The 23,520-nt window shown below is 60.6% G+C and carries 21 protein-coding genes; 9 read left to right on the forward strand and 12 right to left on the reverse strand.

Features of this window, described 5'->3' with window-relative positions:
* Positions 1 to 299, forward strand: a 299-nt coding sequence (locus Q355_RS16950) for a transposase (protein WP_027875880.1), incomplete at its 5' end; no start/stop codon positions are given.
* Positions 300 to 463: 164 nt separating this feature from the next.
* Here the strand turns inward: Q355_RS16950 and Q355_RS0100015 are convergent.
* Positions 464 to 1,708 (reverse strand): caspase family protein, encoded by a 1,245-nt coding sequence (locus Q355_RS0100015; protein WP_027875881.1) that lies wholly within the window; start codon positions 1,706 to 1,708, stop codon positions 464 to 466.
* Between the two features lie 319 nt (positions 1,709 to 2,027).
* Between Q355_RS0100015 and Q355_RS0100020 the strand changes: the two genes are divergently transcribed.
* From Q355_RS0100020 to Q355_RS0100035, 3 genes are all read left to right on the forward strand, one after another.
* Positions 2,028 to 3,314, forward strand: coding sequence for a CHASE2 domain-containing protein (locus tag Q355_RS0100020; RefSeq protein WP_027875882.1), 1,287 nt, complete (start codon positions 2,028 to 2,030; stop codon positions 3,312 to 3,314).
* The gene (locus Q355_RS0100025) at positions 3,307 to 4,089 is read left to right on the forward strand and encodes a hypothetical protein (protein WP_027875883.1); all 783 of its coding nucleotides are present in this window, start codon (positions 3,307 to 3,309) and stop codon (positions 4,087 to 4,089) included. Before Q355_RS0100020 ends, Q355_RS0100025 begins: the two co-directional genes overlap by 8 nt.
* Before the next feature lie 96 nt (positions 4,090 to 4,185).
* Positions 4,186 to 5,163 carry a calcium/sodium antiporter gene (locus Q355_RS0100035; protein ID WP_027875884.1) on the forward strand — a complete coding sequence of 326 codons (978 nt, stop codon included), beginning with the start codon at positions 4,186 to 4,188 and terminating at the stop codon, positions 5,161 to 5,163.
* Here Q355_RS0100035 and holA read toward each other — a convergent pair.
* The 9 genes from holA to Q355_RS0100080 form a co-directional block, all read right to left on the reverse strand.
* Positions 5,145 to 6,083: a DNA polymerase III subunit delta gene (gene holA / locus Q355_RS0100040; protein WP_027875885.1), complete on the reverse strand. Its 939-nt coding sequence runs from the start codon at positions 6,081 to 6,083 to the stop codon at positions 5,145 to 5,147. The genes Q355_RS0100035 and holA overlap by 19 nt on opposite strands.
* Before the next feature lie 138 nt (positions 6,084 to 6,221).
* Positions 6,222 to 6,905: a hypothetical protein gene (locus Q355_RS16115; RefSeq protein WP_027875886.1), complete on the reverse strand. Its 684-nt coding sequence runs from the start codon at positions 6,903 to 6,905 to the stop codon at positions 6,222 to 6,224.
* A gap of 7 nt (positions 6,906 to 6,912) precedes the next feature.
* Entirely contained in the window at positions 6,913 to 7,488 is a 576-nt protein-coding gene (locus tag Q355_RS0100050; RefSeq protein ID WP_027875887.1) for a hypothetical protein, read from the reverse strand.
* Complete coding sequence (locus tag Q355_RS0100055; protein ID WP_027875888.1) at positions 7,485 to 8,480, reverse strand: DUF7452 domain-containing protein; 996 nt, start codon at positions 8,478 to 8,480, stop codon at positions 7,485 to 7,487. Before Q355_RS0100055 ends, Q355_RS0100050 begins: the two co-directional genes overlap by 4 nt.
* Before the next feature lie 167 nt (positions 8,481 to 8,647).
* Positions 8,648 to 8,845 (reverse strand): hypothetical protein, encoded by a 198-nt coding sequence (locus Q355_RS0100060; RefSeq protein ID WP_027875889.1) that lies wholly within the window; start codon positions 8,843 to 8,845, stop codon positions 8,648 to 8,650.
* A 25-nt stretch (positions 8,846 to 8,870) separates the two neighbouring features.
* Positions 8,871 to 11,870 carry an ATP-binding protein gene (locus tag Q355_RS0100065; RefSeq protein WP_027875890.1) on the reverse strand — a complete coding sequence of 1,000 codons (3,000 nt, stop codon included), beginning with the start codon at positions 11,868 to 11,870 and terminating at the stop codon, positions 8,871 to 8,873.
* A gap of 73 nt (positions 11,871 to 11,943) precedes the next feature.
* A complete protein-coding gene (locus Q355_RS0100070; protein ID WP_027875891.1) occupies positions 11,944 to 12,303 on the reverse strand; it encodes a DUF4160 domain-containing protein in 360 nt (119 codons plus the stop codon).
* A 126-nt stretch (positions 12,304 to 12,429) separates the two neighbouring features.
* Positions 12,430 to 14,793, reverse strand: coding sequence for a TRAP transporter permease (locus Q355_RS0100075; protein ID WP_027875892.1), 2,364 nt, complete (start codon positions 14,791 to 14,793; stop codon positions 12,430 to 12,432).
* Positions 14,794 to 14,925: 132 nt separating this feature from the next.
* A complete protein-coding gene (locus Q355_RS0100080; protein ID WP_036258346.1) occupies positions 14,926 to 15,927 on the reverse strand; it encodes a TAXI family TRAP transporter solute-binding subunit in 1,002 nt (333 codons plus the stop codon).
* A 149-nt stretch (positions 15,928 to 16,076) separates the two neighbouring features.
* Here Q355_RS0100080 and Q355_RS0100085 point away from each other — a divergent pair, with 149 nt between their 5' ends.
* The 5 genes from Q355_RS0100085 to Q355_RS0100105 all read left to right on the forward strand — a co-directional run bounded on the left by Q355_RS0100085 (position 16,077) and on the right by Q355_RS0100105 (position 20,829).
* Positions 16,077 to 16,772, forward strand: coding sequence for a GntR family transcriptional regulator (locus Q355_RS0100085; RefSeq protein WP_027875894.1), 696 nt, complete (start codon positions 16,077 to 16,079; stop codon positions 16,770 to 16,772).
* Between the two features lie 61 nt (positions 16,773 to 16,833).
* Positions 16,834 to 18,081 carry an MFS transporter gene (locus Q355_RS0100090; RefSeq protein ID WP_027875895.1) on the forward strand — a complete coding sequence of 416 codons (1,248 nt, stop codon included), beginning with the start codon at positions 16,834 to 16,836 and terminating at the stop codon, positions 18,079 to 18,081.
* A 24-nt stretch (positions 18,082 to 18,105) separates the two neighbouring features.
* Complete coding sequence (locus Q355_RS0100095) at positions 18,106 to 18,954, forward strand: phosphotransferase family protein (RefSeq protein WP_036258348.1); 849 nt, start codon at positions 18,106 to 18,108, stop codon at positions 18,952 to 18,954.
* Positions 18,955 to 19,031: 77 nt separating this feature from the next.
* Positions 19,032 to 19,658, forward strand: a complete 627-nt coding sequence (upp, locus tag Q355_RS0100100; RefSeq protein WP_027875897.1) for a uracil phosphoribosyltransferase — start codon at positions 19,032 to 19,034, stop codon at positions 19,656 to 19,658.
* Positions 19,659 to 19,704: 46 nt separating this feature from the next.
* Complete coding sequence (locus Q355_RS0100105; RefSeq protein WP_027875898.1) at positions 19,705 to 20,829, forward strand: MraY family glycosyltransferase; 1,125 nt, start codon at positions 19,705 to 19,707, stop codon at positions 20,827 to 20,829.
* Positions 20,830 to 21,376: 547 nt separating this feature from the next.
* On the opposite strand, the gene Q355_RS0100115 is transcribed toward Q355_RS0100105, so the two are convergent.
* The gene (locus Q355_RS0100115; RefSeq protein ID WP_027875899.1) at positions 21,377 to 22,984 is read right to left on the reverse strand and encodes an aspartate:alanine exchanger family transporter; all 1,608 of its coding nucleotides are present in this window, start codon (positions 22,982 to 22,984) and stop codon (positions 21,377 to 21,379) included.
* Between the two features lie 102 nt (positions 22,985 to 23,086).
* Positions 23,087 to 23,491 (reverse strand): NADH-quinone oxidoreductase subunit 15, encoded by a 405-nt coding sequence (locus Q355_RS0100120; RefSeq protein WP_027875900.1) that lies wholly within the window; start codon positions 23,489 to 23,491, stop codon positions 23,087 to 23,089.
* Positions 23,492 to 23,520 lie beyond the last annotated feature (29 nt).

Raw genomic sequence — 23,520 nt, forward strand, 5'->3', positions numbered from 1 at the left:
TCAGGCGAACTTTAGGCTGGACGGTGCAGGTCATGCAGCGACCCGATGCCAACTTTCGCGGTATCTGGTGGCCCGATGAAAAACCCATCCCTGATGACTTAGCCGAGGAGCTACTCAAGAAGACCCGAGGGCATCGTGGCTTTGTGGTCATCCCCAGGAGGTGGGTAGTGGAGCGCACCTTTGCCTGGCTAAGTTTCAATCGTAGGCTCAATCGGGACTACGAGTTCCTGCCCGAAACCTCAGAAACCTTTATCTACACGGCGATGATCCGACTTATGGTCAGAAGATTGGCTTCCTAGACGGTTTTAAGACAGTCTCTTAGTTGCGCCTCACCCAAACGCGCTACCGCAAGAGATGCCTTTGATTTTTTCTGGGGCCCCCACCTGAAGCTGCGCCAAGAGCTGCCCCTGCATCCGGTTGGTTTTAACCTGCCCTAAACAGAAAGCTTCGGGTGGGGTTCATATTACCGCGGCACCCCCTGAATCGCCCCCGCGCGCAAGCGTTGCAAAAACCTCACCTCCGGCAAACGCCCAGCCAGATACTCGCTCAGGTCGGGGGCTGCTTTGCCGGTTTGAATCATGCGGAAGAGCACCCAAAGCTGCTCCAGGCGAATCTTGCCTTCGCGCCGGAGCTTCCCTATTTTTTGCAGGCGCGCATCCACCGGCCCCAGGGGCGGAACGCCAGGAATGGCCCCCGCCTGTACCAGGCTCACAAACTGACCGCTGGTCAGGTTACCCGAGAGGTACAGCAGCAAATCCTCGGGCTGAACCCTGCCCTCCACCCGCTCTACCAGTGCATCGAACTGCTCGCCAGAGATGTGGCCGGCCAGTTTGAGGCCTGCCAGTCGGCTTTTGGCTACTGCAAGGGGGTTGAGTGCCAGGGTGTAATCGTCGGGGCCGTAGAGCTGGGGGGTTTGCGGCGTGCCCTTGCGCTGGCTGAAGGCCTCGACCTGCACGGCTGCATAGCGATACGCCTCGCCAATGGTTACGTAGCCGTCTCCATTTGCATCGGCCTTACCCGAAATGGCCTCGAGCAAATAAGCGGTAAAGATACCGCCACCCACCTCGGCATCTTCCCAGCTGGGCTGGGTGTCGGCGGAAGAGGCCAGCAGCACATTGGCCCCGTTCAGGTCTGGTTTTTGCGGCTTGGGAAAACTTTTGCGACCCGGCATGGCGAAGCTGCGCGAGCCAGCAAGGGATTGTCCGCTAAAGCACGCATCCACAATCAGGATCAGGCGGCCTTTACCCTGGCTGGCCTTCCGCACAAGCTCCTGCAGCCAATCCAGGGGTAGCCAGGTTTCCTCGTCGTTGATTTTGGCGTCGCTGGGCATCAGGGCGGCCTGCCCCAGCCGGCTCGGCATCCCGTGGCCGGAGTAGTAGACGATGAGCGTATCGCTTATCCCCATGCGGCGGGCCAGGCCTCGGAGCTCGGCCTCGATAGCAGTCTTGCTGGCCTCGGTGTCCAGCAGTACCCGTACCTTGCTGAGCTGCCCCTTGTTGGGGTCTCGCAGGGCCTGGGCCATTTTGCGAGCGTCACTCTCGGCATAGCTAAGGGGAGGCAGGCTGGGGGTATCGGGGTAGGGCCGGTAGTTGTTAATTCCGATGACCAGGGCGTAGGTTTCTGGTTTGGGCATAGGCTGGGCGACACCCAGAGCCAGCATCCCCAGCCCTACCAGCCAGGTTACAAACAGGCTCGAGTTATGCGGCATAAGCGCAACCCTCCAAATATGGGCCTTCACCCCTCATTCCTTCGGGTTAGAGAGAGATGAAAGCAAGCTAAGCAATGCGCGAGACGGTGTTAATCCAGCGAAAAGGGCGGATTTGTAGTATATCATGGTACAAACCCTTTCTTCACTGGCTTTTTGCTGTCCCAAAGGGCACTACTCTTAGTGCATGGCTTTTGTTTTCATACTAGATGTTGCGTAATTGGGCTGTTTCCGTATGAACCATTCGGGGCCTGGCATCCCAGCAGGAGCAGGCAGGGACAATGTGGATAAACCAATACCCACCCCCCCACCACGCCGCACCATGTCGCCATACGTTGGCAAAGCCCTCTGGCGCACCGGCCTGGTGGTGCTGGTGATGCTGATTTCTTCTTACATTCTGAACAATAACCTGTTGGGGCCCTTTAGCGCGTTTATAAAGGGGCCGCAGGGGGCCTCGCTCGACCGGCTGGCGCGGGTGGTGCACCGCTGGGGCTCGCCAGTTCCGGTACGGGATTTTCCACTGGTGGTTCTGCTGGAGCTCGAGCAGCAAAGCATTACCCAGCTTAGCCCCGGCAGCAATGTCTTCCACCGGGGCCAACTGGCCCGCATCACCCGAAAAATTCTGGGCTACCAGCCCAAGGGCATCTTCCTCGACTTTGACCTGCGCTACCCCAGCAACGAAGGAGGGGTACGCTCGGCAGGCGACCAACAGCTCCTGGCGCTATTCAGGGAGGTGCGAACACCCCTACTGCTGCCCGACCCGGTGGCGCTGGGCCAACCCCTGAGCCGTCTAAACCCCTTCCTGCACACGGTGCAGGCCCAGGTTTTCTACGATAGCGACGGGCAAACCCGCAAAATCCCCCGCCCCCGTCCGGGCCAGCCGCTCGCGGCCTCGCTGGGCCTGTACTGCCTGGGCCTGGGCATAGATCTGCGCGACGGCCATCGCTGTCAGCAGTCGGTGGCGCCGGGAAACCCCCGCTCGGATGGCAAACGCATCGTCTACCGCGAGATTCGGCGCTTTGCGGCCAACGCCACTGGAAGCCAGCTCTGGCCCAACCTGGTGGTGATAAGCGGGCTGGATTTCCTTAACGACGGGCTGGTGCAGTCCGAGGCAACCCAGGGGGCTTTGTTCCTGGTGGGGCGCACCTACCCCCAGGCCGACGACGTACACTTCACGGCAATGGGGCCGGTGCAGGGTATAGACATTCACGCCAATGCCCTCCTGACCCTGGCTACCTACCGCAGTTTTTCCGAAACCCTGGGCTGGGGGCCGGTGCTGTTGGTGGTGCCGCTGGTGGTGTTTGTGGCCCTGTGGCTCACCTACAGCATCACCGATGGCTGGCTTCGGGCCAGCCGCTTCCAGGGCTTTGTGCAGGCCCTCATCGAAACCGCTGTGGCGGCCTGGTTCTTGTTTTTTGCCGGGGTGCTGATCTTGCAGTACACCGGCCACTTTCTGGATTACCTGTATCCCATTGTGGCTTTTCAGATGGGGGCCTTGCTCCTCAAGCTATTTGCCGGAGGGAAAAAAGATGAAAACAAAGCCAGCGATAAAGGCCAGGAAGTGGCCGACAAGCTCAAGGAGGTTGTCCAGGGTACCGGCGATGGTTAGATTCCTGCTTGCCCTAGTAGGTTTGGGCGCAGTGGGTCTGGCCGAACCGGCCCGCTTAGAACTCAGCGGCAAGGCCCGCCTCGAGCGCCCCGACCAGACGGTACAGACCTATACCCGCAGCAGTGGCCCAGCGCTGGTGCTCAACCTCGAGGTCGGCGACCGTCTGTGCGTCACCCAAGGCAAGGGCCGCCTCCAGTATGGGGTGCGGGCTTTTACCCTGGAAGCCAGGGGAGCTGCATGCTTCGAGGTAGCCCGGCCCCGGTCGCTCTGGCAGAGCCTGGTGGCCAGTTGCCAGGACCTTGGGGTCTGCAAAAAGCAGGCCGAAGCCGCCTTCGTCAAGGAGGCCAGAAGCCGGGGCCTGGAGGAAAACATCCCGGTGCTGTACCTGCCCACCGACTACCGGCTGGAAACGCTGTATCTGGTTGTGGCCGCCGGACAAACCCTGCGCCTACTCGAAAACCAGAAGGAACTCGCCCGAATTGACGCCAGCAGCGAGGAGTTTGCAATTCCCAGTATCGTGCTGCGCAAAGCCACACACCTCGAGGTCAGCAGTCGCTCGGGGGTGGTGGTGTACCGGGCCCCCGTGCGCTGGGTACACCTTTTTGCCCAGGTGGAAGCCGAAACACCCCGCGAGGCCGCGCTGGCCCTCTGGCTTACCAGCCATATCGGCTATGCCCCCGCTGCCTACAGTTACCTACTGGCTGCGGGCGAGAGCGAGCTGGCCCGTATCCTGGCAGCCCAGATTCGCCAGGAGTTCCGGGGAAGTTACCGCTAAACCCTTTTGAAGGCGGTTCCAGGGCAGCCCCAGGAGGCCTTGCGGCCGGCAAAAACCCCCTGCAAACCCCCTAGCGTTTCTGATACCATACTCGGCATGGAGCTTGTGTTCAATCTGCTGCTGATTGCAGGCGGTATCGTTCTTTTGTACTTTGGGGGCGAGGCCCTGGTAAAAAACGCAGTGGTGTTGGCCCGCACCTGGGGCATCAGCAGCATGGTGGTGGGCCTGACGGTGGTGGCCTATGGCACCAGCAGCCCCGAGCTGGCCGCCAGCCTGGCCGCCGCACTTACGGGTAGCCCGGACGTTGCCATCGGGAATGTGGTGGGTTCCAACATCCTGAACATCCTGCTCATCCTGGGGGTCACGGCCCTGCTAGCACCCATCCGGGCCCAGGCCCAGTTCATCAAGCGCGAGGTGCCCATCATGATTGGCGCATCATTGTTGCTGTTCGTGTTTATGTACACGGGTGAGCAGGTGGGCCGTTGGGAAGGGCTGGCATCGGTGGTGCTGCTGGGTCTGTACATCTGGTTTTTGTACCGCAGCAGCGCAGACGAGAACCCTGAGGTGCTTGATGAGTTCGACCAGGAGTATGGCCAACCCGTCCAAACAGGCTGGCGAACCTACGCGGGGTTAGTGCTGGGACTGGTGCTGCTGGGGGTAGGGGCCCGCCTCCTGACTATTGGGGCGGTGGAGCTGGCCCGGGCCTTCGGGGTTCCTGAGCTGGTGATCGGCCTGACCATCGTGGCGCTGGGCACCAGCCTACCAGAGGTGGCCGCCTCCATCACTGCGGCCCTGCGGCGCGAGCCGGACATCGCCCTGGGCAACATCGTGGGCTCAAACGTGTTTAACATCCTGGGCATTCTGGGCCTTACCGCCCTGGTACAGCCCGTGGGCCTGCCCTGGGAGAGCATCCAGCGCGATATGTGGACGATGCTGGCAGCCAGCGTGCTGCTATGGCCGTTTCTGGCTACCGGATACCGGCTGGGGCGCCGGGAGGGCGGCGTTTTTCTAGGGCTGTATGTGGCCTATGTGGCTTTTCTCATCAACAGCGCCTCTCAACACGGCGCGGGTTGATGCGCCTGGGCCAGCATGACGATGGCCCGCTCCAAAGCCAGGCGCATGTCCTTGCCGGTTTTAGCGGCTTCCTCGGCCTCTATCAGGATTTCCAGGGCTCGCGTAATGGCCTCGCCGGACATTCTCTTGGCCAGCAGCAGGGTTTGTTTGGCCGCGTAGGGGTGCATGCTCAGGGCGCTGGCGGCCATCCCCTCCCCCATCATGGGATCGTCTTGTAGCAAGGCCCAGGCTTTGGCGACCCGCACATACTGCCAGGAAAGCGCGCCCAGTATGCGCAAGGGGTCTTCGCCCCGCTCCAGGAGATCGCGGGCGTACTTGAAGGCCTGGGTGGGTTTGCCCTCGGTGGTCGAACGCACCAGGTCAAAACCAGAGATGGGGGTATCCAACGCTGCCAGCGCTTGCACTTTCTCGAGGGTAATGGGGGGTGATACAAGACACAGCTTCCTGAGTTCCTGGTCGAGGGCTTCCAACCCCATAGCGGGGTTCTCGGCGCTGCCTTTCCCCCCCACCAGACCCGCCAGGTACGAAGCAATGGCCCCCGGTAGCTTCAGGTCGTAGTAGCGGGCCCGGTTCACCACCCAGTTGGTCATTTCCTTGGGGCCCGGGGTGGGGTGGTCACGCCGGGTGGCCTTTTCGGCGTACCACTTGCTGCGAGCCGCCGTAGGCCGGGGGTCGAGCAGCAGCACCACCGCATCGGGCGGCACGCTCTCCAGCACTTCCTTGAGGGGCTTCCATTCGGCCTCGGTAAGGTCGCGCAGATCCACCAGAGCCCCGCCAGGGCCAAACAGCCCGCCGCTGGCCTCCTGAGCTATCAGGGCTGGCTCAGGGGGCATCAGGCGTGGGGGTAGGCCCTGCAAACCTGCCTCTTGCAGCAGGGCTTCCCTGGCCAGAAAGCTGTCTCCGGTAAAGACCTGAATCATCTACCAGGGCAGAATACCAGAACCACTCCTGGCAATAAAATACGCTGCACGACCTGCAGCGTATTGGTGCGAACCGCGACGGTAGCGTACTCTGCGCCATCATACGCAGATGAGGGTATACGCTGGATGCGTCGAACGCTACTTGGTACAGTCCAGCTTGAAGCGTAAGCTGGGCGCGGGGGTAGAGTAGCTAACCCCCAGGTCGCGCTGTAACCTGCTGGGGTCAATTTCCAGCAGCAGCTTGGTGGGGGCTTCGGCTTTCGCAGTGTCGAACTTGATTTGATAGATTACGGCTGCGCCTTGGGCAATTTGCTTGTAGCGCAGCTCGCCCTCGTACTCGCGGCTGAGTGCGCTGGCATTGATGTTGGTAGTGCTACCATCAGCAAAAACCAGGCTCAGGCCCGACGAATCGCGCACCCCGGTCTGGCCCGGCTCGAGCGTCCGATTTGTGCCGTTGCGCATCTCGAGGGTTACTCCCCAGCCCTTTAGCCCGAAGACTTCGATGGCCTCAACTTTGGTGACCCGGGCCCGCCAGATGCCGTTGAACAGCCACTCGTTCAGGCAGCCCTCGAGGCTGGCCCGCTGGTTGGCCCCTCCGGCAGCCTGGTTGCTCAGATTGAGGGTACTCCCAGATAGGCTGGTGGTGATACCCAGTGCCTGTAAGGCGCTCACCGGCACGTAGCTTTGCCCATTCACCACGATGGCTTTGGCGTTGCTGGCCTGACCGTTGATGACCAGGTTGAGCTGCCGCTGTACGGCCTGGGCCAAAACCAGACCCAGTACCGCTACCATCAACCACGCAAGTAGTTTTTTCGCATTCATACAACACCTATGGGTTTTGCACTTCCCCCATTGCCGTCAGGTAGGTCGCACTGAGGGTGCGTTTGGAAACTGTGCCTTGCACACCGCTATTCTCCTCGGCGATCAGGTAAAAGGTTTTGGGGCCAGCGCTGTCTACAGGAAACACCCGCTCGCTGCTAACGATGTAGCTGTAGTTCCACGCGGGCAACCCTGCGGGCAGCGAGATGCGCTTGTCCTGGTCGGGGCGGATGGTGTCGGGGGCATTGGTCACAGCCACTGTGAAGGTCGCGCTGCTGAGGCCGCTGTATTCAATGTTGAGTTGGGCGCTGGCGCTGACCTTGACGAACCCTGGCCCCGGTACGTTGATGCTCACGCTGGCCACGGCGGGGGTGGCGGCAGTTATGGCAACGGCCTCGGCAGCGGCGGTCTGGGCCACGCCGGGCAAAGCGTTGTTGAGCGCAGCAAAGTTGGCGTTAACCTCGGCAGCCCGGATGGGGCTGCCGGCGCTGAAGGTGTGCGGCAGGCTGATACCCGCCAGCGCACCCGCGCCAAGCAGCCCCAGGGCCAGGGCAAAAACAAGGTTACGAAGTTCTTTGGGGTTCATGGTACCTTCTTAATCACCAAGACATTGAACTTGGCCCCAAAGGGCATATTGTTCCCATCGGCGCGGAAGATGAGCCAGCGCCCGGAGCCACTATCGTAGTAGACGCCAATGGGCGCGGTGATAAGGGGGTCAGTTGCGCTGATGACGTAGGTAACGACGAGCATGGCGTTGGGGTCGCCGTTGGTCATGGGGTTATCTATGATGGTACGGCTGGCGTCGACGTTGGTGGGAGTGGCGGTGTGGAGGAAGGCCGGTGCGTTGCCTCTTACCCCGATGCTGCCATCAATTAGTAAAGCGGTGCCCGCAAGAGAAGCCTTGGCCGAAACCCCAGCTCCAGGTCCAGCTTGGGACTCCCCTTCAACGCCTATGCCACTGTTACTGGAGATCCCCCGCACCCCCCAGCCCGTTCCTGGTACTCTTCCCAGCACCCCTGCTCCGAAATTGCCCTGCGCTTCGCCAGCGACCCCAACACCACTCCCGTCGGAGACTCCCCTCACCCCGTAGCCGGTCCCTGGGGTCTGCCCCAACACCCCCACACCCCCGCTGGTCTGCGTTTCTCCAAAAACCCCCACACCGGCTCCGATGGCGACGCCCCTTACCCCATAGCCCGTAGTGGCGACCTCGCCCTGGATGCCGGTGCTGTTGGTGGCTTCGTTGCGAACCTTGAAACCCGGTGCGGCGGCGTTGTTACCCGTAAGGTTGGCCCCAAAGGCCGCCCCGCCCGTCGCATCGCCCCAGACCAGGTTACCGCCCTGGGCCGTGAGCACCTTGCCATCCCCGATGGTTCCCCCAATCGCCAGGCGGCTGACCCCTACCGGCTGCTCGAGGGCCTGGATGGCGGTACGCAGAGTGGTGAAGTTGCTATTCACCTCGCTGGCCCTAATCGGCGAACCCGCCGTGAAGTCGGTCAGAGCCCCTACGCTGAGGCCCCACAGCCCCGCTGCCACACAACCTGCGCCCAGGGTAAAAAAGAAGAGGTTTTTTCCACGCATAATTGCTCCTTTATTGCCAAGTGGCCGAGTCCCAATTGCTTCGATCCCACACCCCAGCGCTGCTGCTACCGCCACCACCCCCACAGGCGGCCAGCAATACCAGTAGTAGAGCCAGGGCCAGCTTCCCAAGGTTTCTTCTCATGCTCACACTCCTTGTGGAAGAGGGGCTAGCGGATCCCGAATACCTGCCCGCCGGTCTCGCGGCAAAGCCGCTCGAGGTTGCGCAACAGCTCCAGAGGACTGGCACAGGGGATGCGCTGGCCGGTCTGAGGGTTTTCTAGCACTGCTGACCAGGGCCGCTCGGGGCTCGGTGGCTCGATGTGCACCACCAGATCAAGCGGCACTGGAACACCTTCCCCTTCCACAAAGTGCAGGGTAGCGGAGGGGGCGTCAGTGGATCGTCATTAACCGACGGGCCTCAATTTTGGCCTGGGTGACGGAGCGAAAACGGTTGATGCTCGCGCGCAAGGCCAGGGCCTGCTGCAGGTCTTCTTCAGCTTTCACCGGTTCGCCCAAAGCCAGCCAAGCCCCGCCGCGGCTGAACAGGGCGTTAATCCGGTTAACGAGGTTGCCCCTGGCATCCTGAAGGGCCTGCTCAGCCAGGCGCAGGGCGGCCTTGGGGTTGTTTTGCAGAAGCTCGAGCTCGGCGTAAAGCTGCCGCACCTCCGACCAGCCCCAGTTAAGAGCCTGGGCCAGCTCGAGGCCGCGCTCCAGATCCTGGGTGACCTGGGCGGTGTCGCCCAAACCCAACCCAGCCTCGGCCCGCACCAGCAAGGCGACCAGCTCCTGCCGCTGTACCCCACCTTGGCGCGCCTTCTCGAGCAGAGGCTCGAGCTGGGGGGCCACCTCGGCAAATCGTCCCAGGCTGTTCAAAACCCGCGCCCGCACAATGCCAATGCGCTCTTGCAACAACCAAAAATCCGAAGGCGCGGGGCCGTGCTGCTGCATCAGGGTTTCGGCTTCCGCCAGCAAGTCCAGCGCCGCCTGGGCTTGTTGCTGCAGCATCAGGGTCAGGCTGTGGCAGACTTGGGCCTCGACGGTGTAGAAGGGCGATAGCCCCGAGGCCAACTCAAATAACTGCTGCCCATCCCGCATGGCTTCCTCAAGCAGCCCCAAATCGCGCTGATAATGGGTCACAAATACCAAGGGATAAAAGGCCTCAGCTACCGAGACTTGAAGGGCAAACGCATAGGCCCGCCAACTGGCTTCCATCGCACCCAAAAGGTCTTGCTGGTCGTCGAGCACCATCCCCCGGTAAAACCAGACGTTGGAGCGCTCTCGAGCGGTTTGGGCATTGCGCTGCAAAACATCGAGTAGCTCGAGCTGTTGCTCGAGGCAGGTCGTCCCGGTTTGTCGACCCAGATAAAAGCGCTGGTTGAGAAGCTCGAATCGCTCTGGATGCTCCGGCGGCAGGGCTTCCAGGGCCAAACCATAGTAGATATCCGCCTCACGAAAAGCCAGCACTGCGCGGGCCTGAAGGGCGGCTTTGTGCCACCAGCCGGCCGCCTGCTCGAGCTGGCCTGCAGTTTGAAAATAACCCGCTACCCTGGCCGGATGCACGGCTTGTCCGGCATAGTGCCGGGCCAGACGGGCCGAGATGAGGCGCTTGCGGTCGGGTTTGAGGGATTCGGCAATCGTACGGGCGATCAGGTCGTGACTAAAGCCATAGCCCTGTGCGGTGGCCTCGAGCAGCCGGGCTTGAGCGGCCCGCTCGAGGGCCTCGCAAACCTCCCAGTCTGAAAGGGCAGTGGCCTCGGCCAGGGTTTTTGAATCAAAACTGCTGTCGGCAATTAGTGCGGCCACCTCCAAGCAGCGCCGCACCGCCGCCCCCTGGCGCTCGAGGCGGCCCAGGATGGTCTGGCGCACGCTGGGGGCAATCTGCAACTCGGTATAGTCGTGGGTAGCCTCGTCGTATGGGGTCTCCCAGACCCCACCCTCACCCAACCGCAACTCGCCCAATTCAAACAGGCTCTGCAGGGTCTCGAGCACGAAAAGTGGGTTGCCCGAGGTTACCTGGTAGATCCGCCGGGGGAACAAACTAGCCGGACGTCCCGAGAGATGGGCAATTAGCTCGGCGACTGCAAGCTCGCTCAGGGGCTCGAGGTCGAACCATTGCGCCACTCTGCTGCTGCACCAGTCTGCATAGCGCTTGGCTACCTCGGGCAGCAGCTCTTCAGGTCGAAAGGTGGCCACCAAGCGTATCGCCCCCCGCCCAGCCGCCAACACCCGCAGGCTCCAGGGGTCGCTGTAGTGTTCGTCTTCGCTCAGGAAGGTGCTACAGCCGTAGGCCTGAGTCAGCAGCTCCAACAGGGCTGAAAAGAAGCGCACCTGGGTGCTTTCTTCCAAAGGGGGCGGAAGGGTGGGCGAGAGCTCGGGCAGTAGACGGGCCGCCTCGAGACGCACCCAGGGTTTGAGCCTGACCTTTGGGTTGGCCCGCAAAGCCTGTCGCAGCCAGCGGCTCATGGAGGCATAGGGGGTCTGGGTCTCTTCCGGCTGGCCTGAGAGCACGGTGTAGGAGCCCTGGCGGGACAAAAACGCTTCCGCAAGCCGACTCTTGCCTATGCCCGCAGGACCTGCCAGCAGCAGTGTTTTTCCGTCTTGCCAGGCTGCTTGCATTCGCTGGAGGGTGTCTTCCCGCCCCACCAGAGGCGGCTTATGGGCGAGACTGCGGTAGGATTGTGGCTTCGCAGCAGGGGCAGATGGGCGCAGGCGGATTTGCTCGGCCAGTGCCTGGATTTCGGGGAGGGGCTCCAGGGCCAACTCGCGCTCCAACACCCTTTGGAGCTGCTGATACTGGGCCAGGGCCCGCTCCGGTTGGCCCAAAGCTGCATACAATCGCATCACATCACGGTAAAGCTGCTCTTGTAGTTCATCACAGCGAAGCAGCTCGAGGTAGAGTTCCAGGGCCTGTTGCAGCGCTCCCTGGGCCTCGAGGTCCCTGGCTTGCGCCCGCATGGCCGCTTGCAGTTGTTCCCTCAGCCGTTCGCGCTGTTGACCCAACCACAACGTATAGGCTTCCTCCTCCAGCTCCCAGCCTTGCAAAAACTCCCCCCGGTACAGCCGCCGGGCCTCTGCCCAGTGGCCCGCCTCCACCTGCTGCCGAAACTCAATCACATCCAGCGCAAAGCCAGCATGGAGCTCGAGCCAGCTACGACAGATATGCAGTTGGCTGTGCAGTGGGGTTTTGGTCAGTTGGTAGAGGGTCTGCCGCAGGCTATGCTGTCCTTTGGCCTCCGGCAGACTTCCCCACAGCAGCTCCACCAGTCGGCCGCGTTCGCTGCGACCCTCGAGGGCCAGGTAGGCCACCAGCGCCACCGCCTTGCGGGGCAGCACCAGCTCGTGTTCTATATGCACAACCTGTGGAGGCCCTAGCAATTCCAGCCGCAACATAGGCTGCCTCCATTGTGCTCAATTTCGCCTGCAACTGCCAGGATAGACAGCACCCATGCGACCACGTGCGCGATTAAACAGGCTCTAGCGAGCCCACTTCGGCTGTCTGCTCGACCGGTGTTAAAGGTGTTTCGACGGACGCGTCAGGCTTATGTCCATGTTTGGCGTCTTTCTCAGGCTCGGGCTTGACCCCCTGGGTAACAGCATATTCCCACCAGAGCTGTAAAAGCTGGGGCTCGAGGTCGGCCACCATTCCTTGTAGGCGAACCAGCTCGTTGCGGGCCAGGCCGTTGTTGATGACCACACCCACCGGTTTCAGGGTGAACTTGGCCCATGCCTCCCCGTCGCGGGTCACAAAAATATGCGGTTTTTCCTGGGCGCTGCCCGACTTGACATAAAAGCGAAAACCACCCCGTCGCATCAGCGTCAACATGGTTCAAGTTTATCCATTCCGGGGCTGGCCTTCGGTGCTTCTGACCAACCAGGACGTTAAGCCAACCTATCGCACCCTGCACAGCTATCAAGTTGGTGTGTGGCGCAATAATCCTTCAAGGGCACTCTAGTCGGCTGACTGGGGCCGGGGGGTTGCCTTCTGCTCGCCCCGCAAAAAGAACAGCAGCCCCAGCGCAAAGGGAACAAAGGCCATCCAAAGGTTGGGATAAGGATAGAACAGGGCCAGGGCCAAGAGGCCCATCACCCAGCTTTCCCAGCGCCGCAACGGGTGACGGGTATAACCCACCGTGGCCGCAGCCAGGAAAATAATGGCGACCGCCGTAAAGAAGAAGCGCTCGAGGATAATCAACCACCCCTCTATTCCCGGCACATTCTGCAGCACCGGCAGAATGAGCAGGCCGGTGCCGGTAAAGGAGAGCAGGAAGAAGAAGCCGATGATGTACTTGGCCAGCGCCACCCGTGCCGCATACACCCCGGTCAGGATGGGGTTGGTTTTGAACACCGAGGCCGCCGCATAGCCGGAGAGCGCTACCGGTGGGGTGACGTCGGCCAGCACCGCATAGTAGAAGAGGAACATGTGGGTGGCCAGGGTCGCGGCCAGCACAGCCTGCTGGGGCTCGAGGCCATAGCCTTGGAAATTGGCCGCGGCAATTTTGATGATGGCCGGCGCCGTGAGCGAGGCAGTGAGCACGTAGGTGGCCGTTGGGGGTACGCCCATCCCCAGAACCAGGCTAAAAACCGCCGTGACCAGCGTAGCCAGCAGCAGGCTTTCCCCCGAGACCTGCCCCAGAAAAATCGAGAATTTGGAGGGTAGCCCGGTGATCACCATCATGCCGAAAATAAGGTTGGCCGCCACAATGGCCGAGCCGATGGGAATCAGTTGGCGAAAACCCTCCACCAAACCCTGGGCAATGGGTTCGATGGCCGCGCGCAACTTGCCTGTGACCGCAGCAGGGTACACAAACGTACCCAACAGCAGTCCCAACACCGCCAGCGTAATGGGCAGCACCGGGATGTTGCCCAGGTTCCACCCCGCCAGCAATGGGGTCAAACTACCCACGATGCCCAGAACAATGCCCAGGGGCAGCCCAATCTTGTAGGCCGATCCCTGCATGGCCTCGTTCAGCGGGGCAGGCCGCAGGGTAGGGTCGAGGTAGGTGATCAACACAAAGGCCAGCGCCGCCAGATAGACTGCAGTGGCCACTTCAGTGCCCAGGTATAGCAAAGTCACGATTAAAACAATCGGGATAAAGATGGTGCTGTAGCGCAGGGCGTAGCGTCGTCCCAGAGGAATATCCGCTCCCACCGGGGGTAGCTTGGCCTTGCGGGCATAGAACTCGTTGAAGGTGAGAATCCCCAACAGATACAGCAGCATGGGCCCCAGGGCCATAATCACCACCCAGAGGTAGCTGATCTGCAGGATTTCCACCATCACAAAGGCGATGGAGCCTAGAACTGGCGGCGTAATCAGGGCAATGGTGCCGGCGGTGGCCACCAGGCCAGCGGCGATCATCTTGTCGTAGTTGGCTCTTTCGTAAAGGGGCTTGGTCAGGGTAGCCACGAACTGGGTATCGGCAGCCCCAGAGCCGCTAAACATACCCATAAACACCGAGGCGATGCCGGTTACCCGGCCAGGGGTCTGGGGGGTGCGGCCCACCATGGCCAGGGCCATATTGGCCACCACCTTACCCAGCCCCAGGGCTCCAATGAGTCCCGAGAGAATGGTGAAGTAGACGATATATTTGGCCGAAACCCCAGTGATAAGGCCATAGATGCCGGCCTCGGTTTCGTTGAAGGTTTTGCCCAGGATCAGGTCGATGCCGTTTTTGGCCCCCCGGAAGGTACCGGGCACATACTGGCCGTACATGTTGTAGGTCAGGAAAATAAGCACCAGCGAGGGCATGATGGGGCCCAGCAGCCTGCTCACCAGCCCCAGCACCAGAATGATGATGGTGAAGGACATGGCCATGTCCCAGCCTGCGGGAATTACCGCCCGGTTGACCAGTTCTTCGTAGTAGCGCACCTGGTAGGCCCAGGGCGCAATGGCCAGTAAAGCTGCGGCTATATCGGCGTAGCGCCGCAACCGCGGCAGCAGGTTGGGGCCTACCGCAAGGGCCCAGGCCAGGGTGCCCATTAGCTTGCCGAGCAGGGGAATATCCACCCCAGGCACGTTAGGCACCCAGAAGGTGTACAAGAACGGTAGCGACAAAAGCGCAAAAACCCAGGAGCCCATGGTGGGCTTTGCGGCATGCAGTTGCGAGGTAATCAGGTAGCCAGCCACCAGCAGCAGCAGCACGTGGGTGGCCCGTCGTAGCTGCACCTGATCCAGAATGCTGATATTCTCCCGACTCAACGGCGTGAAAGGATGAAGCACCAGGTACAGGCTGAACAAAGCCGCCACCAGGAGGATGAACCAGATGATGCGTCCCAGCGGGGTGGTTCTACCTGCGCTGTCCTTGGGTATCTCCATAAGCCGACCTCCAAAAACCTGCTATGTGCGTGATTATAACGGGCCTTTAGCTTCTGCCGGGATTGCTTAAAGCCCCGGCTGCTGTGAAAAAGCTCCCCCAGGCTCGAGGGAGCTTACAAAAACTGGCCCAGTTTAGCGAATGGCGCCAACTTCACGCAGGTAGCGCACGGCGCCAGGGTGGAAGGGAACCACCATTTTCTGGTTGTACAGGTCTACGGTGTTCTTGATGGTGGTGTCCCGTGCGGCAGCGGTGGTGGTCACCAGGGTCTGCAGGTTGCTGAACACCGCTTTCATGATGGCGGCGGCCAGGTCGTCGGGCATGGAGGCCGGACACAGAAAGACGTTGCCCGTGTAGAGTGCAAATACGTCGTCTTTAGTGCCGTAGGCACTCTTTGGCAGCTTACCGGTGGTGATAATACCGGGGAACTCCTTGAGCAAAAGTTGCGCGGTGGGGCCTGTGCGGGGCGAGTCCACCAACTTAATCTGGTCGCCTTTACGGGCCAGACTCTGGGCCAGCTCGACTACGCTCGAGGTGGGCACACCCCCCACCCAGAAGTAGGCGTCGATGGTGCCTTCGGAAAGGGCCTTGGCCGACTCGGCAGCGGGCAGGCGCTCGCGCTTGGCAAACTCACGCACATCCACCCCGGCGCCTTTGAGCACCAGCAGGGCCAGGTTTTCCGTGGAGGAGCCGGGCTGCCCGGTCGATACCCTTTTACCGCGCAGATCACCCACATACTTGATGCCCGACTTTTCGGTGGTCACGATATGAATCAGGCTGGGGTACATGTAGAACATGATGCGCTGCATATCGGCCTTGCGCTGGGCAAAGCGGGGTTCCTCACCGGTGTAGGTAACCAGGGCCGAGTCGGTGGTGGCAAGGGCGCAGTAGTAGGTGTTGGAGCGGGGGTCGGTGCGGTCGCGCAAGAGCAGCAGGTTGTCGTAGGAGCCGCCCGTCTGCTGGGCTGTGGCGTCGGCAACGCCCGCCTCGCTCAAAATCTTGGCGATAGCCTGCCCGTAAAAGAAAAATACCCCACCGGTGCTGCCTGTAGGGATAACCACCCTGGGACGCTGCTGAGCAAACGCCGTGCCTACCAGCAGCATCAAAACAACCATCGCAAGTTTCCACAATTTCATTAGCAAACCTCCTGAAACCGGCTTGGGAGCAAACGTTTGGCCACATCAAAAAAAGCCACGAACTGATGCGGCCACGGGTTAAGCTTCCGGCTTTCGACAGTTTACATTTTGCATGTAACATGTCAAGGGACGAGAGGGAAAGCACTCAGATGAAAGCTGATTCGGCCCCCAGGCAAAAAGTTTTACCAAAAGCCAGGCTGCAGTCCCAACGCCTGGCCGATCAGGCCTACGCCTTGCTTCGTGCCCAAATTCTAAATGGCGAGCTGCCTCCAGGGCATGCCCTGAGCGTTCCCAAGCTCTCCCGTCTGCTGGGGGTTTCACGCAGTCCGGTGCGCGAGGCGGTCTTGCAGCTCGTAGCCGATGGCCTGGCCCAGGAAGAGGCCCACAAGGGAGCTGTGGTAGCCCATTTTGGCCTCGAGGACGCCCTGCAAATACTCGAGGCCCGGGAAGCGCTGGAGCTGGCCTCGGTGCAGCTGGGCGTCCGCCGCGCTACCACGCGCGACCTGGAGGAGCTCCAGCGTATCTTGCAAGCACAGGCCGAAACTGTTCAAAACGGCGACCTCGAGGGCTATCAGGCCACCGACCTGCAGTTTCACAAAATGCTGGGCAGCCTGAGCTATAACCCCGTACTGGAGCGCATGGTGGGGCTACTCAAGGATCAGTTCCACCTGGCCTTAGAACCCGCAGCCCGCAGCCTGGGTCAGCTCGAGCGGGGGTTCCAGGAACATCAGGAGGTGCTAAAGGCCCTCGAGGCCCGCAGTGCCCCGCAAGCCGCCAGAGCCCTGCAAAAACACTTCGAGCGCATCCGCGAAAGCCTGGAAAGTTGGCTGGCTGCAAGAGGCTAGCGCCCTTTGCAAAAGCCAGCCTAAACTGACCCAGCGGTCAGTTTAGGGGTATGATGGACAGGTGCTGGCGTTGGCCTTATTGCGCGACCCCAAATACCGCACTTACTGGATTGCGCTGTTTCTTTCCCAGATGGGCACCTGGATGCAGGCGGCCACCCAGGGCTGGCTGGTGCTCGAGCTCACTGGCAGTGCCGAGCGGCTGGGTCTGGTGGTAGCGCTACAGTTTTTGCCCTCTTTGCTTTTCTCGATACCCGCAGGGGTGCTCTCCGATCGCTATAGCCGCCGCAACCTGCTTTTCATAACCCAGGGCGGCATGGCCATGCTGGCTTTTGGCATGTTTGCACTCATTGCCAGTGGGCTGGTGCGCTACGAGCACGTGCTGGTGTTTGCTTTTCTATACGGCATCTTCAATGCCGCCGACCTGCCGGTGCGGCAAGCTTTCACCGTGGAGCTAGCGGGCAAAGAACGCTACCCGGGTGCCATCGCGCTTAACTCCTTTGGCTTCAATACCTCGAGGTTGGTAGGGCCCGCTTTAGCCGGGTTGCTGATTGCAGGTTTGGGCCTTTCCTGGAGCTACCTGGCCAACGCACTCTCCTTTTTTCCATTAATTCTGGTGTTGTTTAGTGTGCCCAACTCGAGGCTCGAGGCCCGGCGCGACGGGGTCATAAAGGAAGCCCTCGAGGGCATGCGCTTTGTATGGGGGCATCCGCTGGTGCGGCAGGTGGTGGTGCTGGTGGGCCTCACCAGCCTGCTGGGCATGAACTTTCAAACCATCGTGCCGGCCTACGCAAGGCTCGAGCTAAAACTCGACGCCCAGGGCTTTGGCTTCTTGATGTCAGCGGTAGGACTGGGCTCCATCGTGGCGGCCCTGATGCAGGCCCTTGCTTCCCGGGCCCGGCCCTTGCGGGCTGTGCTGGGCAGTGCTTTGCTGGGTTTGGCGCTTATCGCCCTGGCCCTACCTCTGCCCACCGGCTGGGTGGCCTTCACTTTTGGCCTAGCTGGGCTGGGCATGATTACCACCCTGATAAACTCCAACACCACCGTGCAACTGCTGGCCCCCGACCGCATCCGAGGCCGGGTGATGTCGGTTTATTCTATGGTTTTATTGGGCTCCGGCCCGCTGGGGGCCTATATTTCTGGTTGGCTGATAGACACCCTGGGGGCCCGCTTCGGTGTGGCCACCATGGGCCTGCTCACCCTTTTGGCCGCCCTCTGGATGATCCGGCTTCCCTGGCCCAAAGTACTAACCCCTGCGCCAGCCCCTAAAGTTGAGCCGCCCATACCACCTCCCCAGGTTGCCTCAGACTGACCTGGCCCGAGTATTCTGTGCAAGATGGAGATTGTTCCGGCCCTCGAGGCCCGCTATCGGATGCGACTTACTCCGCTGGTGGGCGGCGCTGAAGCCCGTACCTTTGCGGGGGATGGGCTGGTTTTCAAGGTTTATCCGCCCCAAGCTTCTCAGCCCGGTGGCATTTATGCCGCGCGGCTCGAGGCCCTCAACATGACCAAAGCCGGGCTGGGCGAGTGGGTGGTGGAAGCCTACAGCCTGGAGCAATACGGCATCCTGGTCACCCGGCGTTACCCTGGGGCAAACTTCACCCCCGAGCGCTTTAGCCAGGCTGCCCTGGACGAACTGGCACAGTTTTTTGTCCGCCTTCATGCCATCCAGGAGCCTGGGGTGGTCAGTCGCTCGCGCCTACAAGACCGCCTGCGCCAGTTTGGCAGCACCCTGCACGACCTGCCCCAGGCCCAGCAGCTGGTCGGCTGGCTCTGGCAACACCTCGAGGAGATCGCCGGAACGCCCCAGGCTTTCTGCCACCGCGACCCTCATGCCGGCAACATTCTTCTGAAGCACCCAGAAGCCCACGGGGTACCAGAGGCCTTGGTCGTGGATTGGATTCGCGCCCAGGCCGACGACCCTGCTCGCGACCTGGCTATCCTGACCACCGGAACCCTGGCCATGCTGGGGGAAGAGCAGGCTTTGGCGTCTCTGCAGCACATTGTGGCCCACTACCCTGAGCCCAACGCCCTTTGGCGCCGATTACGCTTCTGGATACCCCTCACCTACCTGCACGATATGCACTGGTTCCGCACCAAAGAACCATCGGGTTTCGAGGCTGCAGTAGCCGAAAAAATGCCCAAAGCGCTGAGGTTTTATCAAAAAAAGCTCGAGCTGGCCTGAACAGCAGGTTGTGGGTGGTATTCAAATCACATTCACGTTTGCCCGCTAACAAGTAGCGGTGTTACGATTCAAGCAGCATGAAACTGACCGTAGTAGACCACCCCCTGGTACAACACAAGCTGGCCATCATTCGCGACAAGTACACCGGCAACAAAGAGTTCCGCGAGCTAATGGAAGAAGTCACCATGCTGATGGCTTATGAGGCCATGCGTGACCTCGAGCTTGCCCCGGTCACCATCGAAACCCCCCTCACCAGCATGACCGCCTATATGCTTTCAGGCAAAAAGCTCGCCGTGGTAGCCATCCTGCGGGCCGGGCTGATCATGGTGGATGGCATCCTGAAGCTGGTACCCGCCGCCAAAGTAGGGCATATTGGCCTTTACCGCGACCCCGAAACCCTGCAGCCGGTGGAGTATTACTGCAAGCTGCCTTCCGATATCGCCGAGCGACGGGTTTTCCTGACCGACCCCATGCTGGCCACCGCGGGTAGCGCAGTGCACGCCATATCAATCCTGAAGTCCAAAGGGGCTCAGCAAATTAAGCTGATGAGCATCATTGCTGCGCCAGAGGGCATCAAACGCGTCCAGGAAGCACATCCCGATGTGGAGATTGTGGTGGCCGCCGTGGACAGCCACCTCAACGACCATGGCTATATCGTGCCTGGACTGGGCGACGCGGGCGACCGAATCTATGGAACCAAATAAGGCTATCCCATTCCTCACCCAAACACTCTAAGCTAGGGGAATTGGGATGAGCGAGTTTCTGAAGTCGATCGGCATAGCCAACCCAAGCGGCTCGGGCTGGCTCATTGTGGTATTTACGTTTATAGTGGCCTGGGTAGTAACCTGGCGGTTTATGCCCCGGGTACGGCAGTTTGCCCTCAAGGTTGGCTGGGCAGACCAGCCCAACGCCCGCCGTCTGAACAAGGAGCCCTTGCCCAACGCCGGGGGATTGGCGATTTTTGCCGGGGTGGTTGCCGCCCTGATTGTAGCCACTACCCTTCGCCCAATCCTGATCCAGGAAGTGCAGGTACAGGTACTGGCCATCTTATTGGGCGGGGCTATTTTGGTGTTGGTTGGCTTTGTTGACGATCAGTTTGGTCTACCACCGCTATTTAGGCTTTTGGTGCAATTGCTCGCAGCCTTGTTGCTGGTGGCTGTAGACATTCGTTTCCATGCTGCTTTCGGCACCGCACTGGATCCTTTTTGGGGTATGGTCCTGACCATAGTATGGGTCATTGGCGTTACCAACGCGGTCAATCTGATGGACGGCATAGACGGGCTAGCCGGCGGCATCGCTTTTATTACTGCCATGAGCCTGCTGGCTGTCTCGGCCCAGAATCCGCACTGGGCCGCTGCCACCCTGGTGCTGGCCGCACTCGGGGGAGCTGCTCTGGGATTTTTGCGGCACAACTTTTACCCTTCGCGCATCATCATGGGCGATGCTGGAGCCTACTTTTTTGGCTATGTTCTGGCCGCAACAGCCCTGCTGGGCAGCCTGAAAGTTGCTACGGTATTTTCGCTTGTTCCCATAGCGCTGTTTCTGCTGTTGCCCATTCTGGATACCACCCAGGTTTTCATCCGTCGTCTTTTTAGAAAGCAAAACCCCCTGTCTACACCCGGTAAAGACCACATCCATCACCAGCTTTTAGCCCGAGGCTTCTCTCAGCGTCGCACCACCGTCATACTTTGGATAGCGACCCTGGTATTGAACCTGGTAGCCATGTGGGTTCAAGGGGTGAACCCGCTGGTCATAGGGGTTACCGCCACTGGGATTGCATCCCTGCTTGGGTTTACTGTATGGCGCAGGCTTCGGGCAGTCTGGAAGGAAGCCGCGCAAGTCAAGGTCAACCCCAGCCAGATACCCCCGGTGTAAACCCTCTCCCATACCGGGCCAAAGCGATTACAGGCTCGAGCCATGCCTTCCAACAGGGAAGCGTCAACTTATACATGTAGATGCCAGCCTTGTCATACCGGATTCAAAAAGATACTCTTCAAACAAAAAACATCAAGGGGCTATCTTTTTGAATCCTAGAGCACTCCCTTCGGTCGGGTTAGTTCGTCACCGTTCGGCGACGAACTAACCGAATCTGGTATCATAAGGCTGGGGCCCCACCCGAAATGTTGGCAGGGGGTTTTCGTGCAGCGGCAAAAACAGCGAAGACCGCAATAACATTCCCCCATCCATCGTGTCCCTAGGGTGGAGCAGATTGCCTTTGGAAAAGGTAAAATCCCCCTTAGCAGGAGGATCGTTCCCACGGTTACGCCTTAGGCCTTGGCCAGCGCGTTTCTGGCCCGGTCGGCCATCTGGTAGCGCCCTTTATCGCGCTCTTCACAGCCGTTGCCTCCCATCCGGGAGGCAACTGTGCTGTTCTGGACTCAGCAATTGGGTTTCGGGTGGCTCAGTAGATGTGAAGAGCACTCTAGCCACCCAGCAGCAACAACTGCACCAGCAGTATCTTGAGCAGCATCGCGAAGGGGTAGACGGTGGCATAGCCGAGGTTGGGCCGGTCGTTGGCAGTTTTTTCCAAGGCAAAAGCCAGCACCGCCGGCTGGGTCTGAAGCCCTGCCAACACGCCCCCTAACACATCCAGTGGAATCTTGAGCCAGCGGTAGCCAATCCATAGAGTTAGCAGGGCCGCCCCCAGCGTAATCGCGGCCCCGATAAAAAAGAGCTTCAGGCCTTCGCCCTGGGTCAGGGTCTGCACAAAGGCATAGCCCGAGCGGGTGCCAATCCCGGCCAGGAACAAGATGAGTCCGAGCTGGCGCAGAGTTAGGTTGGCGCTAAAGGGAATCTGCCACAGGATGGGGCCGGTGCGCCCCAGGGCACCCAGCAGAAGGCCCACCACCAGCGGCCCGCCGGCAAAACCCAGCTCAAAGGTCTGGCCCCCTGGCAAAGGAATAGGGAGGCTGCCCAGCAGCAAGCCTAGTGCAATCCCTAGACTGAAGCTGACCACATCTACCTCGGCCAGGGCCCGATATGAATCGCCCAGGTAGCGGCTCACCGCCCAAATACGGTCCTTGGGGCCCACCACCCGCACCCGGTCGCCAAGCTCGAGGACGGTCTCCTTGTCGGGCAAAAACTCTACCTCACCCCGGCGCACCCGGGTAATCACCACGCCAAAGCGTTGGGGTAGCTCGAGCTCGGCCAGGCTGCGCCCCGCAACCTCCCGGCTGCTCACAAAGACCCTGCGGAAATCTAAAGCGTGCCGGTCTTCTTCCAGCCGCTCCGGCACCACGACCCCCAGGGTTTCCACTACGCGCTTCAGTTCGCCGGCAGTGCCCACCACGCTCAGGCGATCACCCAGTTGCAACTCGGTATCGGAGGTGATGACCTGCTGTTTTCCATCCCGTTGCAGACGTCCAAACACCACCCGCCACCGGTGCGCACGGGTCAGTTGTTCAACCGTCCAACCCACCACCTTGGCCTGGGTGACCTCTACAGTCTGGGAAACCAGGCCCTCTGCCTCGGCTGCTTGGGTTTTCTCCCGACGACCCCACCTGCGCCAGGCCAGGTGAAAAGCCAGCAGCATCCCGATGACACCCATGGGATAGGCCACCGCATAGGCCGCCACCGGCAAGCCCTGCACTGCCTCGGCGGTCCCCCTTCCCTTCAGGGCTTCCAGGGCCGCTGCTAGGGCCGGGGTATTGGTGAGTGCACCTGCAAATAAACCGGCCTTTAGGGCGCCATTCAGGCCAAATAGCGAACCAACCGCTGCTACCGCAATGGCCGCTACCCCTATCACCCCTACCACCAGCAGGTTATAACGCAGCCCGCGTTTGCCAAACGAAGCAAAAAACCCCGGCCCACTGGCCAGCGCAATGGTATAGACAAACAGCACCAGGCCGAACAGGTAGACAAAATCCGGCAGCTTGAGTTCAGGCGAGAGCGCCCCAAAAGCCAACCCCACAAACAGCACTGCCGAAACCCCTAGGCTGAAGCTCCCGATGCGAATTTGGCCCAGCAGATAGCCAACCGCAGCCACCAAAAACAGCAGCAACAAAGAGTTTTCCCTCAGCAGCTCGAGCATCCCGCCTCCCCCATCCATCATGCCCCTATGAAGCGGGACAGATTGCCCTTTGGGGAAAGGAAAATCCCCCTTGGCTGGGGGGATTGTGCCAAAAATAGCACTTTATGCCTTGGCCAGTGCGGTTTTGGCCCGGTCGGCCATCTGGTATAGCTTTTCTTTGGTAACGGGGAACTTGCCCTCGAGAACCAGCCCTTTGCCATCCTCCCAGTGGGCGTGGTAGTGGATATGCCCACCCGGAACCCGGAAAGCCACATGCTTGAGCTTGGCATGGCGGGGCGAGACCGAGGCAAAGAAGAACGGTTCTCCCCGCTCGTCCGAAAGCGAAACCGCCATCATGGTGGTGGGCAGTTCGTAAGGGCGCTCCATGCGGTAGATGAAGTCGGGGAAATCGGATTCCTTGGAAAACTGCACGCCTTTCTCGGTGGCGTACTCCTTCATCCACTCGATAACCTGCACCCAGGCCTGGTAAAGCATCTCGTCATGGTGATGGTCGTGAGCAGCGCTCATGGCTTTTAGTTTATCGGTTTGGGGTGATA

The organism is Meiothermus cerbereus DSM 11376, from assembly GCF_000620065.1.
Classification (GTDB): Bacteria; Deinococcota; Deinococci; order Deinococcales; family Thermaceae; genus Meiothermus; species Meiothermus cerbereus.

Coding starts and splice junctions, on each gene's coding strand:
- Q355_RS0100015 (WP_027875881.1), bottom strand. CDS start 1,708: ATGCCGCATAACTCGAGCCTGTTTGTAACCTGGCTGGTAGGGCTGGGG.
- Q355_RS0100020 (WP_027875882.1), top strand. CDS start 2,028: ATGTCGCCATACGTTGGCAAAGCCCTCTGGCGCACCGGCCTGGTGGTG.
- Q355_RS0100025 (WP_027875883.1), top strand. CDS start 3,307: ATGGTTAGATTCCTGCTTGCCCTAGTAGGTTTGGGCGCAGTGGGTCTG.
- Q355_RS0100035 (WP_027875884.1), top strand. CDS start 4,186: ATGGAGCTTGTGTTCAATCTGCTGCTGATTGCAGGCGGTATCGTTCTT.
- holA (WP_027875885.1), bottom strand. CDS start 6,083: ATGATTCAGGTCTTTACCGGAGACAGCTTTCTGGCCAGGGAAGCCCTG.
- Q355_RS16115 (WP_027875886.1), bottom strand. CDS start 6,905: ATGAATGCGAAAAAACTACTTGCGTGGTTGATGGTAGCGGTACTGGGT.
- Q355_RS0100050 (WP_027875887.1), bottom strand. CDS start 7,488: ATGAACCCCAAAGAACTTCGTAACCTTGTTTTTGCCCTGGCCCTGGGG.
- Q355_RS0100055 (WP_027875888.1), bottom strand. CDS start 8,480: ATGCGTGGAAAAAACCTCTTCTTTTTTACCCTGGGCGCAGGTTGTGTG.
- Q355_RS0100065 (WP_027875890.1), bottom strand. CDS start 11,870: ATGTTGCGGCTGGAATTGCTAGGGCCTCCACAGGTTGTGCATATAGAA.
- Q355_RS0100070 (WP_027875891.1), bottom strand. CDS start 12,303: ATGTTGACGCTGATGCGACGGGGTGGTTTTCGCTTTTATGTCAAGTCG.
- Q355_RS0100075 (WP_027875892.1), bottom strand. CDS start 14,793: ATGGAGATACCCAAGGACAGCGCAGGTAGAACCACCCCGCTGGGACGC.
- Q355_RS0100080 (WP_036258346.1), bottom strand. CDS start 15,927: ATGAAATTGTGGAAACTTGCGATGGTTGTTTTGATGCTGCTGGTAGGC.
- Q355_RS0100085 (WP_027875894.1), top strand. CDS start 16,077: ATGAAAGCTGATTCGGCCCCCAGGCAAAAAGTTTTACCAAAAGCCAGG.
- Q355_RS0100095 (WP_036258348.1), top strand. CDS start 18,106: ATGGAGATTGTTCCGGCCCTCGAGGCCCGCTATCGGATGCGACTTACT.
- upp (WP_027875897.1), top strand. CDS start 19,032: ATGAAACTGACCGTAGTAGACCACCCCCTGGTACAACACAAGCTGGCC.
- Q355_RS0100105 (WP_027875898.1), top strand. CDS start 19,705: ATGAGCGAGTTTCTGAAGTCGATCGGCATAGCCAACCCAAGCGGCTCG.
- Q355_RS0100115 (WP_027875899.1), bottom strand. CDS start 22,984: ATGCTCGAGCTGCTGAGGGAAAACTCTTTGTTGCTGCTGTTTTTGGTG.
- Q355_RS0100120 (WP_027875900.1), bottom strand. CDS start 23,491: ATGAGCGCTGCTCACGACCATCACCATGACGAGATGCTTTACCAGGCC.